This is a genomic window from Butyrivibrio sp. (assembly GCF_024699075.1).
Genome location: NZ_JAILQF010000351.1, coordinates 1 through 16,436, shown reverse-complemented (window position 1 = coordinate 16,436; position 16,436 = coordinate 1). Strand labels below are relative to the sequence as shown.

Annotated in this window: 14 protein-coding genes; 12 read left to right on the top strand and 2 right to left on the bottom strand. The window is 38.9% G+C overall.

The features are described from left to right. The first annotated feature begins 369 nt into the window (after positions 1 to 369). From K6G87_RS14290 to K6G87_RS14235, 12 genes are all read left to right on the top strand, one after another. Positions 370 to 1,128: a type III pantothenate kinase gene (locus tag K6G87_RS14290; protein ID WP_296838690.1), complete on the top strand. Its 759-nt coding sequence runs from the start codon at positions 370 to 372 to the stop codon at positions 1,126 to 1,128. Positions 1,129 to 1,167: 39 nt separating this feature from the next. Continuing rightward, a complete protein-coding gene (locus K6G87_RS14285; protein WP_296838688.1) occupies positions 1,168 to 2,904 on the top strand; it encodes an ABC transporter ATP-binding protein in 1,737 nt (578 codons plus the stop codon). 121 nt (positions 2,905 to 3,025) lie between these two features. Continuing rightward, a complete protein-coding gene (locus K6G87_RS14280) occupies positions 3,026 to 3,646 on the top strand; it encodes a YunG family protein (protein WP_296838686.1) in 621 nt (206 codons plus the stop codon). Between the two features lie 73 nt (positions 3,647 to 3,719). After that, positions 3,720 to 4,763 (top strand): 16S rRNA (cytosine(1402)-N(4))-methyltransferase RsmH, encoded by a 1,044-nt coding sequence (gene rsmH / locus K6G87_RS14275; protein ID WP_296838683.1) that lies wholly within the window; start codon positions 3,720 to 3,722, stop codon positions 4,761 to 4,763. 39 nt (positions 4,764 to 4,802) lie between these two features. Continuing rightward, positions 4,803 to 6,575 carry an ABC transporter ATP-binding protein gene (locus K6G87_RS14270; protein WP_296838681.1) on the top strand — a complete coding sequence of 591 codons (1,773 nt, stop codon included), beginning with the start codon at positions 4,803 to 4,805 and terminating at the stop codon, positions 6,573 to 6,575. A gap of 333 nt (positions 6,576 to 6,908) precedes the next feature. After that, entirely contained in the window at positions 6,909 to 8,366 is a 1,458-nt protein-coding gene (locus tag K6G87_RS14265; RefSeq protein WP_296838692.1) for an NAD(P)/FAD-dependent oxidoreductase, read from the top strand. A 25-nt stretch (positions 8,367 to 8,391) separates the two neighbouring features. Continuing rightward, the gene (locus K6G87_RS14260; protein WP_296838678.1) at positions 8,392 to 9,654 is read left to right on the top strand and encodes an NAD(P)/FAD-dependent oxidoreductase; all 1,263 of its coding nucleotides are present in this window, start codon (positions 8,392 to 8,394) and stop codon (positions 9,652 to 9,654) included. A gap of 90 nt (positions 9,655 to 9,744) precedes the next feature. Continuing rightward, positions 9,745 to 10,116 carry a DUF1667 domain-containing protein gene (locus tag K6G87_RS14255; RefSeq protein WP_296838676.1) on the top strand — a complete coding sequence of 124 codons (372 nt, stop codon included), beginning with the start codon at positions 9,745 to 9,747 and terminating at the stop codon, positions 10,114 to 10,116. A gap of 75 nt (positions 10,117 to 10,191) precedes the next feature. After that, entirely contained in the window at positions 10,192 to 11,034 is an 843-nt protein-coding gene (locus K6G87_RS14250; protein ID WP_296838673.1) for an HAD-IIA family hydrolase, read from the top strand. A 21-nt stretch (positions 11,035 to 11,055) separates the two neighbouring features. After that, positions 11,056 to 11,622, top strand: coding sequence for a glycerol-3-phosphate responsive antiterminator (locus tag K6G87_RS14245; protein WP_296838670.1), 567 nt, complete (start codon positions 11,056 to 11,058; stop codon positions 11,620 to 11,622). 75 nt (positions 11,623 to 11,697) lie between these two features. Beyond that, positions 11,698 to 14,052, top strand: a complete 2,355-nt coding sequence (locus K6G87_RS14240) for an OCRE domain-containing protein (protein WP_296838667.1) — start codon at positions 11,698 to 11,700, stop codon at positions 14,050 to 14,052. 11 nt (positions 14,053 to 14,063) lie between these two features. Beyond that, positions 14,064 to 14,741: a thiamine diphosphokinase gene (locus K6G87_RS14235; RefSeq protein WP_296838665.1), complete on the top strand. Its 678-nt coding sequence runs from the start codon at positions 14,064 to 14,066 to the stop codon at positions 14,739 to 14,741. 109 nt (positions 14,742 to 14,850) lie between these two features. Here the strand turns inward: K6G87_RS14235 and K6G87_RS14230 are convergent, their stop codons facing one another. Continuing rightward, positions 14,851 to 15,078: a hypothetical protein gene (locus K6G87_RS14230; protein ID WP_296838662.1), complete on the bottom strand. Its 228-nt coding sequence runs from the start codon at positions 15,076 to 15,078 to the stop codon at positions 14,851 to 14,853. Positions 15,079 to 15,365: 287 nt separating this feature from the next. Further along, positions 15,366 to 16,286 (bottom strand): pentapeptide repeat-containing protein, encoded by a 921-nt coding sequence (locus tag K6G87_RS14225; RefSeq protein WP_296838658.1) that lies wholly within the window; start codon positions 16,284 to 16,286, stop codon positions 15,366 to 15,368. Positions 16,287 to 16,436 lie beyond the last annotated feature (150 nt).

The window sequence follows — 16,436 nt, the reverse complement described above, 5'->3', positions numbered from 1 at the left end:
TTAACATGCTGGCAAGGTTTGCAGCTTTGTAAGCGGCGATACTGCCTGTAACGCCAAGTACGATCGTTTTGTTTTTGAGCATAACTTTCTCCTATTTGGTATCGTCCACATAATTCGCCGGTGTCAGGGATGACACCGTATTGAGAAATGTTATGACAGGAAGTCATTGTATTTCGTTGGTGTCAGGGATGACACCGCTTAACGAAATGTGGTACAATCCTATATTGTTGAATATGTATGTATTCTATCGCAATTCATTAAATAGTGCTACTACTCATTTTAACCGTTGTTTTTTAAGTGGCGATTTACTTTTACATAGATGATCAGGTTTTATGATAAAACCATACAGATAGAGGGATGGGGATTAATATGATTCTGGCTTTGGATATAGGGAATTCAAATATTACTATTGGAGCTTTTGAAAAAGGAGCACTTATTTTTACAGCAAGGCTTATTACTGATTGTGAGATGACTGCCAGCGGTTATGCTGAAAGGATACAAGGGATTCTTTTATCAAAGCAAAGAGATATTACAAGTATTGACGGAGCTGTTATATGCAGCGTAGTTCCTTGCACTACAGGCAACATAGCATCGGCAATTGAACTGCTTACAGGAAGAGCCCCTGTTGTTATTGATAACAAAACTGATTTTGGCCTCAAGATTCAAATGGATGATCCTATGAGAGTCGGAACAGATCTTTTGGTTGGTGCAAGCAATGCCTGCATCAAATATGAAGCTCCGCTTTGTGTTATAGATCTTGGAACATTTACAACACTTTGTTATGTTAGTGGTCAAAAGGAGTATCAGGGGACTATCATAATCCCCGGAATCAGAACTACAGAAGAGTCATATTCCAAAGCTGCTCAGCTTTTTACTTTCGAGATAAACAGTCCTGAGTCCCTTCTTGGAACCAATACAAAGGACAGCATGACATCCGGCCTTATGAACGGAGCGGCTGCTATGATAGATGGTCTTATAGACAGAATAGAAGAGGAAAAGGGAGAGCTTAAGAGTATTATAGTTACAGGAGGATTTGCTGAAAAGATAATTCCGCTTCTTAAGCATGAAGTTACAGAAGATGAGAACCTCCTTTTAGATGGTCTTCACAGACTTTATTACAGCTTTTGATATTGGATTGGTGAGACAGATTGTTGCAGGGGGGAAGGCATGAAGCTTATTTGGGAATACATTAAATCTTATTGGAAAAGAATAAGCGGAAACATGACCATTAAGCTTCTTGGTACAATGTGCGAGCTTTCCCTGCCTTATATTCTTGAACATATCATTGATAATATAGTCCCTATAGGTAGTGTAAGACTGGTTGTGTGCTGGGGACTGTTTATGATCTTAATGGCGTTTGTGACACGCTTTCTAAATGTCACAGCCAATAGACTTGCAGTAGGAGTTGCAAGGGACGGTATCAGAAAATTACGATATGATCTTTTTAAAAAGACTTCAAACCTTTCAGGAACAAGGTTCGATAATTTCGGACTTGCTTCTTTGACTTCCAGGATGACTTCAGATTCATATAATGTGCAGAACTTTATGGCAAGGGTTCAGACTATGGCAGTAAGGTCTCCTATAATGCTTATAGGTGGAATTATTTTGACACTTACTATGGACAGGTATCTGGCACTTGTTCTTATCTGTATGCTTCCTATTCTTCTTGGAGTAGTTCTTTTTATATCAAATAAGGGTATTCCTCTTTTTGATAAGGTTCAAAGAAGAGTGGATGATGTTGTACGTATTATGAGAGAGAATATCTCGGGAATAAGGGTTGTTAAGGCTCTTTCAAGAGAAGAGTTTGAAACAGACAGATACAAAAAGGCTAATGATAATATGGCAGAAGCGGATATCCATGCTAATGCAATTATGGCTATTCCCGGACCTTTTATGGAGATATGTCTTAATGTGGGTCTTTCAATAGTAGTTTTATTTGGAGCGATAAGAGTTGATCAGGGGGCAATTGAGCCTGGTGTTATTCTTGCTTTTCTTACATATTTTAATCTGATCCTTCAGGCTGTAATGGGTCTTAACAGAATATTTGTAATGATCAGTAAGGCCACTGCATCTGCAGATCGTATAGCTATAGTTCTTGAAGATGAGCCGGACCAGCCTGTTATTAATATGCCTAAAGCTGATATTCCGGAAAATGTATGTATACGCTTTGATCATGTGAGCTTTAACTATTATGAGCCTTCCGATAATGAAGAAACAGGGGTATTGGAAGATATCTCTTTTGACATTAAAAAAGGTGAGTCGCTTGGCATTATAGGTCAGACTGGAAGCGGCAAGACTACTGTTATAAATCTTGTTATGAGATTTTATGATGTCCTTTGTGGTAACATCTATGTGGATGGCAAGGAAGTCAGATCATATGATAAGGATGAGCTTAGAAGAAAGTTTGGAGTTGTATTCCAAAATGATATTATATTTGCAGATAGTATACATGGAAATATAGATTTTGAGAGAAGTCTTTCGTTTGATGCTATTAAGAAAAGCGCTGTGAATGCCGGGGCATCAGAGTTTATAGACAGACTTGATGGCGGATATGATTTTAAGGCGGCGATAAGTGGTGCCAATCTGTCAGGCGGGCAGAAGCAGAGAATCATGATATCAAGAGCTCTTGCAGGAAATCCTGAGATACTTGTACTTGACGATTCGTCCAGCGCTCTTGATTATAAGACGGATGCTGCGCTTAGAAAAGCCATAAGAAAAGACTATAAAGGTACTACTACGATCATGATAGCCCAACGTGTAAGTTCTGTTATGAGTTGCAATAAGATTCTTGTTCTGGATGACGGAAGGATGGCTTCGTATGGAACACATGATGAACTTTTAAATACCTGCGACCTTTATAGGAAGATATTTGAACACCAGATGGCTCAAAAAGGTGGTAAATAGGTCCTTTAGCTTTTGATTTGACATTTATGTATAAAAACGAATATAGTTTTACCTGTTTATATAAGTAGTAAATTTCGGATTAATTCTTGAAATTCACGTTTTGGATTCTAAGGAGTTTTTTATGAAGAGAGAATTTAAATTCTATGGATGGGACAACTGTGACGTTGCGCCTGTTAATAAAGATTATGAAGTAATAGCTGATCCTAAAGAGATGTATATTCTTCTTACAGAGATATGGTGCAAGGAAACCTGCGCCCCAAGAATGCAGGATGAATGGTCCAAAGATAATATGACTCTTGGCCAGTGCTCTATAACAGCATTTCTTGTACAGGATGTATTTGGCGGTGAGGTATATGGTATCGAAAGACCTGATGGCAATTTTCATTGCTATAATGTAGTAGATGGCTGCATATTTGATCTTACAAGTGAGCAATTTGGGGACGAGGTCCTTGTATATGAGAACAATCCCAAGCAGAGCAGGGATGTACATTTTGCCAAGGAAGAGAAGTATAACAGATACCTGTATCTTAAGTCAGAACTTGATAAAAAGATATTGAAGCACAAACTTTTAAAACTTATAGATCATGCTGCAAGAGGAGACATAGATGCAGCTGCTAAGGTAGCTGAGGGCTATTTTGATGGAAGCTTTGGTGAAAAGAATCTTCAAAAGGCCAGGAAGTGGGCATCTTATGCTGCGAAGCATGGCAATGCTCTTGCTAAAGAGATACTTGAAAAGCTATAAGAAGAGTTCTGTTTTTAGTGATTGGTCATAAGTGATTTTGTGTACAGCCAATCTACATCTGAAGGGAATATATATGGAAGAAAAAGAGCACAAGAGAAGAGTTCATTATTCAGGGAAGTATCCTAAGAAATTTGAGGAAAAGTATAAAGAACATGATCCTTTAAAATATAAGGATACAGTAGAGCATGTTATCAGCAAGGGTTCAACTCCTGCTGGTATGCACATTTCCATTATGGTTAATGAGATTCTTGACTTTCTTAAAATAGAGCCTGGTCAACAGGGACTTGACTGTACTTTAGGATACGGTGGTCATACGCGAAAAATGCTCGAATGCCTTAATGGGCAGGGCTGTATATATGGTCTTGACGTAGATCCTATAGAATCTCAAAAGACGATAGAGCGTCTTAAAGAAGTGGGATATGGTGATGATATCTTCAAATTCAGACTTACTAATTTTGAAAATATAGATAAGGTCTGTGAGGAAGCCGGTAAGTTTGACTTTGTACTTGCTGATCTTGGAGTATCTTCCATGCAGATAGATAATCCCGAGCGAGGTTTTTCTTATAAGATTGACGGACCGCTTGATCTAAGGCTTGATCCTGAACATGGTCAGTCTGCTGCACAAAGGCTTCATAGTATCACCCAGGAAGAGTTTGAAGGAATGATGATAGAAAATTCTGACGAGCCTTATGCCAGGGAGATAGCAAGTAAAGTTTTTTCGCTTATGTCAAAGGGCAATCCTATGGATACTACTACTGCTTTAAAGAATGCTATTCAAGAAGCTCTTTGGAAGGTGGACAAGTCTGAGAGGGATAAGGCTATCAAGAAAAGCTGTGCCAGAGTATTTCAGGCTCTGCGCATAGATGTTAACAGTGAATTTGAGGTCTTATATTCATTTCTTGAAAAGCTTCCGGGGATTTTAAAGCCTGGTGCAAGAGTTGCGATCCTTACATTCCATTCAGGAGAAGACAGGCTTGTTAAGAAGTCTTTTAAGGCGCTTAAAAAAGAGGGGATATATTCAGATATTTCTGAAGATGTCATAAGACCGTCTCAGGAAGAGTGCAGGATCAATCCAAGAAGTAAGAGTACCAAAATGAGATGGGCTGTAAAAGCGTAGTAATATTGCAGAAGATATAAGTTTTGTGGGGACTTTGATATGGCGATGAGATTTTCAGCTAAGACCGATAAGCCTAAAGATACAAAAGGCGCTTTAAAGCGCCTTTTAAAGTACTGCTTTGAATACAAGTACAGACTCATTGTTACGATATGCTTATGTCTTTGCGGTAATCTACTATCTCTTGCCGGTCCCAAACTTGCAGGTAATGCTATTGAAGAGATAGCTTGTGGCAGAGGCAATATCAATATGCAGGTGGTAGAGCATTTTGTGCTTCTTATGATCATCTGTTATATAGCATCTGCTCTTATTTCATATATTGTATCTGTTACTATGATGAAGACTGGCAGACTTATAGCTCATAGAATGAGGCAGGATGTTTTTGATAAACTTATGACACTTCCTGTAGGATATTTTGACCGCAATCAGGCGGGTGATATCATAAGCAGGGTTTCCTATGATATTGATGTTATATCAACCTCTATTTCTACTGATACTGTTCAGATCCTTACCAGCATAGTTACGGTTGTAGGATCATTTTGTATGATGTTTTTGATTTCTCCACAGCTTGTTGTTATCACACTTGTTACTATTCCGCTTGCGGTTATGTATACAAGATTTATGGGTAAGAGAACCAGACCTCTTTTTTCCAAAAGAAGTGCAAAGTACGGGCAGATGAACGGATTTGTTGAGGAGATGTTCTCAGGTCAAAAGACAATTCTTGCTTATGGAAGAGAAAATAAGGTAACTGAGAACTTTGATGTTATAAATAATGAGGCAGCAGAGCTGTTCTACAGATCTGAATATTATGGAATGACAATAGGACCTTCCGTAGGCTTTATCAATAATCTGGGACTTGCGCTTACATGTATGTTTGGAAGTGTTCTTTATCTTTATAAAATAGTTAATCTTGGAGAAATCTCATCTTTTGTTTTATATACAAGGAAGTTTTCCGGGCCTATTAACGAGATCGCCAATATAATTAACGATCTATATTCGGCGCTGGCGGCTTCTGAAAGAGTATTCAGGCTTCTCGATGAAGATGAGGAAGTCGAGGATATCGAGGAAGCTGTAGAACTTGTAAACGTAAGGGGCGATGTGGAATTTGATCATATAAAGTTTGGCTATGTTGAGGGGCGGACTATTATAAATGATTTCTCGCTTAAGGTTCCTGCCGGAAAGAGAATAGCAATAGTAGGTAAGACAGGTGCCGGTAAGACTACGCTTATAAATCTTCTTATGAGATTTTATGATGTAAGTAGTGGACATATCTATGTTGATGGCAATGAGATAAGGTCTCTTACAAGGAAAAGCCTTAGAAGGGCTTATGCTATGGTTCTTCAGGATACCTGGCTTTTTGAAGGCACTGTATATGAAAATATTGCATATGGATGTGATAATGTGTCCAGAGATGATGTGATAAATGCAGCAAAGTCTGCGCATATTCATTCTTTTATTACCCATCTTCCAATGGGATACGATACGGTTATAAGCGAAGATGGCGGCAATATATCAAAGGGCCAGAAGCAGCTTCTTACTATAGCAAGGGCATTTTTGTATGATGCAAGTATACTGATACTTGATGAAGCTACGTCTAACGTTGATACCACAACTGAACAGGAGATTCAGAAGGCTATGACTAGTCTTATGAAGGGGCGTACCTGTTTTATAATAGCTCACAGACTTTCAACTATTCAGAATGCAGATAATATTCTTGTTCTTGATCATGGAGATATTGTTGAACAGGGAACGCATGAAGAGCTCATGAATAAAGAGGGTACATATTATGATATGTACATGTCGCAGTGGCAGTAATTAAAGAGGCATCAGATTTTATAGATATGTGATGTGGAAACGCTTGCACTTAAAATAGTTCCATGGTATTATTTATATAACTAATTGAAGATTTTTATCGGCAAACGAAGAGACGAGAGAAAAGGGTGTCGGTGCAGTTTGAGTCTATGCTTGAACATTATTCTTATTGGAGATAATTCAATAAGTCTATAGCACGTACTTTTTTCTATCGTCTCTTTTTTGACGTATCTGAACGGTTTCGGTGGTACAAGGTATGATTATAGGGTTTTAAGAATCCTTGAACTAAAATCTTATGATTAGAAAATTATGAAAATGGTTATTTCTTTGAAGGAGATGCAGCTTATGAACACAGATGTAGTAATCATCGGGGGCGGTGTTGTTGGATGCGCGATCGCAAGGCAGTTGTCAGCTTATAATTTGAAAACTGTTCTGCTTGAAAAAGAAGAGGATGTCTGTTCCGGTACATCCAAAGCTAACAGCGCTATAGTACATGCCGGCTTTGATGCAGAGCCAGGTACTTTAAAGGCAAAGTTTAATGTCATTGGTAGTGAAATGATGGAGGATCTGTCAAAGGAACTTGATTTTCCTTATAAGAGAAACGGATCAATGGTTTTATGCTTTGCAGAAGAAGATAAGCCTAAACTTAAAGAGCTGTATGAAAGAGGCATAAAAAACGGGGTTAAGGATCTTGAGATAATAACAGGTGATGAGGCAAGAGAGCTTGAGCCCAATGTATCAGAGGAAGTTGTTGCAGCTCTTCTTGCTAAGAGCGGCGCAATTGTATGTCCTTTCAATCTTACGATCGCACTTGCAGAAAATGCTGCAGATAATGGTGTGGAATTTCGATTTAATACTGAAGTTCAGAATATAAAGAAAATAGAAGGAGGCTATAGCCTTCGTACTTGTAATGGTGAGATAACTTCCAAATATGTTGTGAATGCTGCAGGTGTATATGCAGATCTTTTTCACAATATGGTTTCGGATAAGAAGATTCATATTACTCCTCGTAAGGGAGATTACAAGCTTATGGACAAGGAGGTTGGAGATTATGTAACACATACTATTTTCCAGCTTCCGGGTAAATATGGTAAGGGAGTTCTTGTGACACCAACTGTTCATGGAAATCTTCTTGCAGGTCCTACAGCTGTTGATGTAGACAATAAGGAGCTTACGTCAACATCTGCTGCTGAACTTGATGATCTTACAAATAAAGCAATGATAAGTGTTAAGAATGTTCCCTTCCGTCAGACCATAACATCTTTTTCAGGACTTCGTGCTCATGAAGATGGTGACGATTTCATAATAGGTGAATGTGAGGATGCAGAAGGATTTTTTGACGCAGCAGGAATTGAGTCTCCCGGACTTTCTAGCGCTCCTGCTATTGGCGTATACATCGCTGATGAGATTGCCCAAAAAGAGGGAGTTTCAAAGAAGGAAAGCTTTGATGGAAAGCGAATAGGCATTCCACATGTGGCAGAGATGTCATTTGATGAAAGAGCAGCCCTTATAAAGAAGGACCCGTCCTATGGAACTATCATCTGCAGATGCGAAGGAATTTCAGAGGGTGAAATACGAAATTCCATAAGACGCACGCTTGGCGCAAGGTCGATGGACGGAGTAAAGAGAAGAACAAGAGCAGGAATGGGAAGATGCCAGGCAGGCTTTTGCACGCCTCGTACTATCGAGATAATAGCACAAGAGCTTGGTATATCTGTAACTTCTGTTTGCAAGAACAGGAAAGGTTCAGAGCTTATAATTGGCGATCCTAAAGATGAGATTGGCAGAAACTAAAAAAGGTATAGATGAAAGGACTATTATGAATAATATAGATCTTGTAATTATAGGCGGGGGTCCCGCTGGTCTTGCAGCAGCACTTTCAGCAAGGGATAAAGGGGTAGAAGATATACTGATACTTGAGCGTGACCATATTCTTGGAGGAATACTTAATCAGTGTATCCATAACGGTTTTGGTCTTCATACTTTTAAGGAGGAACTCACAGGTCCTGAATATGCGGGAAGGTATATTGACCGTGTTAGAGATGAAAATATTCCTTACAAGCTTAATACGATGGTAATTGATATAAATAAAGACAAGGAAGTTACATACATCAATAAAGAGGATGGCCTTACTACTATAAAAGCAGGTGCTGTTATCCTTGCAATGGGCTGCAGGGAACGTCCAAGAGGAGCGCTTAATATTCCGGGATTCAGACCTGCAGGAATATATACAGCAGGTACTGCCCAGCGTCTTATGAATATTGAAGGGCATATGGTAGGTAAGAAAGTAGTAATCCTTGGATCAGGCGATATAGGTCTTATAATGGCTCGCCGTATGACTCTTGAAGGGGCCAAGGTTGAAGTAGTAGCTGAGCTTATGCCATATTCAGGCGGTCTTAAGAGAAATATTGTGCAGTGTCTTGATGACTATGGTATTCCGCTTAAATTAAGTCATACGGTTATTGATATTGAAGGTAAAGACCATGTGACAGGCATTACTATCGCAGAGGTTGATGCAAACAGAAAACCTATTCCGGGAACAGAGGAACACTATGATGCTGATACACTTCTTTTATCATGTGGTCTTCTTCCGGAAAATGAGCTTACAAGAGGAATCGGAGCTTCAATATGTCCTGTTACGAGCGGACCTAGTGTGAGTGATAAGCTAGAGACAAGTGTTGATGGAATCTTTGCATGTGGCAACGTCCTCCATGTTCATGATCTTGTTGATTATGTTTCTGAAGAAGCTACTCTTGCAGGTAGAAATGCTGCTGAGTATATTAAGTCCGGGCAGAAGGCTGAGGGCAGATCTGTAGAGCTTAAGGCTGATGGCGGCGTCCGCTATACAGTTCCGCAGAGTCTTGATATTTCTAATATGAGTGACAAGGTTGTTGTCAGATTCAGAGTTGGAGATGTATTTAAGAACCGCAGCATATGCGTTTATTATGACGATGAGAAGGTTCAGAATATCAAAAAGAGGGTAATGGCTCCTGGTGAGATGGAACAGGTGGTGCTGTTAAAGAGCTCTTTTGATAAATATGAAAATGTGGGTTCTATAAGAATCTGTACTGAAGAAAATTAAGAAAGAATGCGGCTTTAGCTATGCTTCCTGACTCTGCATAGAATCAGGAAATCTAAAGAGTAAATGGCAATTCAAGATTTGGAGGCTTTTATGGATACAAGAGAACTTATATGTATCGGCTGCCCTATGGGATGTATGCTGACTGTAAATATGGAAGATGCTGATAATATCACTGTTACAGGCAATACCTGTCCAAGGGGTGAAGCTTATGGCAAAAAAGAAGTAACAAACCCTACCCGTATAGTGACAAGTAGTGTTAAAATAAACGATGGTACTATCGCTAGAGTTTCCGTTAAAACAGAAAATGATATTCCAAAAGGCAAGATTTTCGATATCATGAAGGAGATTCGCGAGGTAACCGTGACGGCGCCTATTCATATAGGAGATGTGATTCTTAAGAATGTTGCTGATACTGGAGTTGATGTTATAGCAACCAAGAATGTTGAAAGAAGCGCCGTTTAATTTAAAACGGTTCGCTTATTGCAGATCATTTTGGGAAAGTATTAAAACCAAAATGTTGTTCTGATAGCAGTTATCATGAATCTATTAGAAAGCGGATTGTTAAGGAAAGGCTTTTTGATGATCATGGATAAAAAACAGTTATTGGAACAAACTGATCTGTTCGTGCTTGATATGGACGGCACTTTTTACCTTGGGGATAATATTCTTCCGGGGGCGCTTTCTTTTATTGATGCTGTAAACGAAAAGGGAAAGGATTATCTTTTTTTTACAAACAATGCATCTACAAGGCCGGAGGCTTATATAGATAAGCTTGCGGGTATGGGATGCTTTATAACAAGGGACAAGATCATGACTTCAGGAGATGTTATGATCCGATTCCTAAAGAGCAAATATCCGGGACAGTCTGTATATCTGCTTGGTACAAAGCCTCTTATCAATAGTTTTGAGGATGCTGGTATCAAGCTTGATGACAAGCACCCGGATATTGTTGTTGCTAGCTTTGATAAGACTCTTACTTACGAGAAGCTTGAAAGGGCCTGTACTTTTATAAGAGAGGGGGCTGCATTTCTGGCAACTCATATGGATATTAATTGTCCTGTTGAGGGCGGATTTATTCCGGACTGCGGAGCTATCTGCGCTGCCATATCCCTTTCTACAGGTAAGGAGCCAAGATATGTTGGCAAGCCTTTTGTTGAGACTGTTGACATGATTCTTGACAAGACGGGGTATAATAGGGAGAATGTTACATTTGTAGGTGACAGGTTATATACTGACGTGGCAACGGGAGTTAATAACGGCGCAAGGGGCGTTTTGGTCCTTACAGGTGAGACTAAGCTTTCGGATGTAGATGCTTCTGATACTAAGCCTGATGCTATTTATGACTCAATTGCGCAGATGGGGCAGCTGATGTTATCCTAAGGTGAAAGGGCAGGGTTATTTATGAACAAAAATTTATCTGATATACTTGCAGATTCACCGGTCATAGCAGCAGTCAAAGACGAAAAGGGGCTTACAAAGGCTCTTTCTTCTGATTGCGGGATCATATTTATACTCTATGGTAATATCTGCAATATAAATGATATTGTTGATAAAGTAGACAGGGCTTCTAAAATTGCCATAGTTCATGCGGATCTTGTAAATGGTCTGTCTATGAAAGAAGTAGCGGTTGATTATATTAAAAGTGCTACTAAGGCAAGGGGAATCATCTCTACCAAGCCTTTGCTTGTAAAAAGGGCTAAAGAGCTTGGACTTATCGCAATTCAAAGAACTTTTGTGATCGATTCAATAGCTTATAATAATATGATGAAGCAGGTAAAAGAGTATGAGCCTGATGCAATTGAGATATTGCCTGGTGTTATGCCTTCTGTTACGGCTGATGTGAGGAAGGCAGTTGATCTTCCTATTATTGCAAGCGGACTTTTAAGAAATAAGAAGGATGTAGTTGCAGCCCTGGATGCAGGTGCTGATGCAATTTCTACTACTGCTGAGGATTTATGGTCTGTTTAACTATTTAATCTATAGTTAAGCTTTACCGGGGATAATTACAGTTGGGGATATACTAATAATTGGAGTTTAAACGGGATGGCTAATAAAGAAAACGAAAACAGAGAAATCAAAAACAAGGAAATAGTAGATAGGGAAATCGTAGATAAGTCAGAAAACAGCGACATGGTTGTCGAAATTATAGATATCGACAGTAATGGCTTTGTAAAAGAAGAGACTCAGGATGCAGGTAAAAAAGATGCTGAGTTTTTGGATGCCGAAAGCAAAGACATAGAAGATGATAATAAAGATAGTGATAATCAAACTATTGAAAAAGTAGTTGATGAAAATAAAGAAAATAATACAAATGATATATCTGATGATAAGGGCGATATAGCTGAACATTCAGAAGATGAAAAGGCTGAAGATTCATCAAAAGAGATAAATAATGAGGAATCTTTAGGAAAAGATGAAAAGGCTGAAGATTCATCAAAAAAGACAGATAATGCAGAATCTTTAGAAATAGATGAAAAGATTGATGATTCATCAGATGAGGAAGATGCAGAAGGCTTAGCCAAAGCTGCCAAAAAAGAGAAGTTTTGGAAAGCATTTGATATAGGGCAGATTGTAGCTATAATAGTTCTTCTTTTTGTAGCTTTGTTTGGAACCTATAAGCTGTATCAGAATATGACAGCAGTTCGTCTTACAAGAGCTCTTGCTCTTGCACAGGCTGCTCAGAATGATGGGGATTATGCTACTGCGATCGATTATTATGAGCAGGCTATATCTATAGATAGTAAGTCGGTCATTGCTTATGAGGAACTTGCAAACTGCTATGCAACTCTTAATGATACAGATAATGTAATGAATGTGTTATATAGTGGATGGAAGAATATTGGCGATCAGTCAATGCTCGATAACTATATTTCACTTAAGCTTAATGATGTAATAGCTACTATTCAGACATCAGGTGGAAGCTTTGAGGCAGTTGAAGAAGTACTTGATGTCCTTAAAATAGATGGAGCCAATGAAGATGCACTTCAGCTTCTTGGTACACTGTACAGCTATTGCATGATAGATAAGAATACATCAGGAGATAATGTTCTTTTCTGGGAAGATGATGATGAGAATTCTTCTTTTGCCAAGTACAAGGAAGCAGTTTCTTCAATGCTTGATATTTATGAAGTATCTCCAAGTGAAGAACTTGAAATGCTTATTTCCAGATATATAATTCCTGAGGGAAATGTAGTATGGATCGGTCTTGATAACTGTAGTGATTATGCCCTCCTTATTCAGGATGCAAGTAACCTTCTTGGAGAGAGCAGCTCTCTTGATTCATTTATCGGATGCCTTGAGAATGCGGTTGTGGCACAAGGAGTTTTTGATAAGATATGGCCGGAAATAGAAGATGGTGATATTGAACCTTTCAGGGACTTCATGATAAGTGATGAAATTCTTTCTTATAAAAATGCTTTAATTAATGGAGAAGATCCTTATCTTGAGATCGAGATGGAAAATGCATTTTGCCAGGAAGGAATTATTCTGACTCTTTTGGATAATTCCTGGACATATCATTTCCCGGATTATAGTGAGAATAATAATACTAATGGTGTAATAACACTTCAGCTTACATATGAGGAAGTTCAGGCCTCAAAGACTGCTGTAGAAGAAGCTGTGGAAAATGAAGATTTAGAAGCTGCAGATGAAGTGACAGAAGATGAGTCACAGGAAGCTGCTACAGCATCAATATCAGAAGATACAGCAGTTGCAGAAGAGTCTGAAAGTACACAGGAAAGTCTTGAAGAATCAGATGGATATTCGGAAGAAAGTCTTGAGGAATCAGATGGATATTCGGAAGAAAGTCTTGAGGAAGAAGAAATAATAGTCGGAAGCATAAGTATGAATTATGAGCCTTCTGTTACCGGTGGTAAGTATTTCCCTCATGTTACATATTATATGACCTGTGATTATGAGGGTGAAATTGTAACATATACATATCAGAAGGTAATCACCATTGAGGACGGAACCAAGACAAGGACTACCGTTGAAAACTGGGGAGATGAAGAACTTGAGACTATAGTCGATGAGAGTGTTGAAGAAGAGACAGAGACTACTACTCAAGATACAACTACTCAGCAGACCCAGACTCAGGATGATTCTGCAAGCACTGAGAATACATCTAATGTTATTGTAGATCCTGAGACAGGAGCTATGATTGATGCAACTACTGGTCTTGAAATAGATCCTGCTACAGGATTCCTTAAAGATCCAGCAACAGGTCTTTATATCGATCCTAATACATGGACATATATAGATCCTGCAACAGGAGCTGTAGTTGATCCTAATGCAGCTTCTGCTGATCAGACAACAACAGATCAGACAACAACAGATCAGACAACAACAGATCAGACACAGACAACTACTGATTCAGCTGCAACTGCTGTAACTAATTGAGGCTGACTTTTATGGAGATTAGAGAAGGAAAATGCATAATTGTCTCTGCTGGTGATTTTGAACCTGTGGATTTGAATATTCAGGAGGGAGATTTCCTTATAGCTTGTGATGCGGGCTTTCGTTATCTTGACTATATGGGGATAATGCCGGATCTTATTGTTGGAGATTTTGATTCGATGGCTTCATATCCTGAAGCATTTAATTCGCTTAGAGAGATAGCGATAAGTGATCCTGGAAGGATACTTGAACTTGATGTTCACAAGGATGACACGGACACTATGAAGGCTATCAAGACAGGTTTTGAAAGAGGCTATCGAAAGTTCTATATGTATGGAGCTCTTGGCGGCATCAGGTTTGATCATTCCATATCCAACATTCAGGCTCTTATGTATATCAAAAGACATGGTGGTAAAGGCTATATAATGCAGGCACAGCAGCTTATGCTTATAGCTGAGAATGAGACCATAAACTTTAATAGAGGTATGACAGGAATCCTTTCTGTCTTTTCGCTTGGAGCTAGAGCAGAAGGCGTTACTTTAAAAGGTCTTGAATACGAGATGGAAGATGGGATCATAAGTGATGATTTTCCTATAGGTACAAGTAATGAATTTATTATTGATGAAGCTGCAGAAGTAACAGTTAAGAATGGTACACTTCTTATAATAGCTAATTGGAGCGGAGCTCATTAAAAAGGTCGCATTTGCGATCTTTTTTATTGCCGGTTTTGAATATAAAAATCCCGAAGAATCTTTATGACTCTTCGGGATCTGTTTTAAAATTATGATTCCAAAGCATATATCAATATATGCTTATTAAGTTGCTCTTAGAAGCTCTGTGGTAGTGCCACACATTACCACTTTCATACTGAATACAAAGAACAGTCTTACCATTTTTGTCTGTTTCCATCCAGTATTTGTTGATACTTCCATCTTTCCAGTTCTTACATTTTTCTTTGTGCTGCTGCATAGCCTCTACGATCATATGCTGAGCAAAAGAATCGATCATCCGCCACTTACACATATTCATTATCGTCCTCTCCAAATAAAAAATCTAGTCATTGCAGCTTACATACCACCCATTTTGCTGCGCTCCAAAAAGCATACAAACAGTATTCTATCACAAAAATTTGTAAAAAAACGCTAAACGGGGCGTGTTTTTAAGAGGCGAAAAATCGTTCGTCATTTTTCTTTGTATAAAATCGCGTGGTTATCACATTTCACAATGTGGTATCAAAAAGTTTGTTAGATTTTAACAATTGATGAAAGAGCTTACTTGTGGGCGTTGTAAACTCTTACAAAAAATTCATGTGTTTTTTAACTAATATGGATACCTGTGCATTCTTCAAAAATTTCATTATCGAATCCTGGAATGGAACATACGATATCTTTTTTCTCTTTTGGAAGATTGTCCCACCAGGTCTGTCTGTCGGATTTGTCATAGTGGGGAACCGTAGGACCGTCAAGCTGTTCGTCGCCGCCATAAATTGGCTGTGCTTGGAATTCCTTTTCTGTAAGCCCCATTGTATTGTTCCATTTGGTGGACTTTTTGGGCATAAGTATCAGGATATCGCGTGCTTCTGAATTGATCCATTCATCTCTTGTAATAGGAGATGGCTGGTTGAAAAGCATAAATGGAGTTTCTCCTGTACAGAATGCTCCGGAATTATAATTGCCGCAGTTAAAATCTCCTGCGTTAAAGTCTCCGTTATTACAGCAACCGGCATTGTGGTTTCCATTATTTCTTTCGCCTGAGTTGTAGTATCCAACATTGCCTTCGCCAACGTTACAATCGCCTGCATTAAAGGATCCTGAGTTTACATCACCTATGTTAAAAGATCCGGAGTTCTTGCTTCCCATGTTGCCATAACCTGAGTTGTTATCTCCTATATTGTCATCACCTGAATTGCAGAAGCCTGTACAATTGTGGCCTATATTCATCTCTTCCATGAGCTTTTCCTGAGGAACCATTCTCATGATGCGGACTTTATTGGTATAATATCTGTCCTTACGACTGTCAGGATCTTTCTCTATTTCATCTATTACGTCTACTTCAAATACTCTGCAGGGAGAGCCGTTGTATTCGTAAAGGAAGCATTCTCTAAGCCTGGGATACAGGAACATATCTTCCTGCTCATATTCTGACAGGTCGGCATAGGATTCCCCTTCTCTTTGATAATCATCTCGTATCAGGATAAAACCTCTTTTGATGCTGGGAGTATTTGACTCGTCGCTCATAAAATCCTCCTTATACTTATAAATATATGCATTCTTGAACATAAAGTTCAAGAATGTAGTAATAGAGCCATTTGAGTTCACCTTCGGTGAAGGCTCTATTACCAACCGATTCACTGAATCACGAAACACGCAGTAAATGCGCGTTTCTGT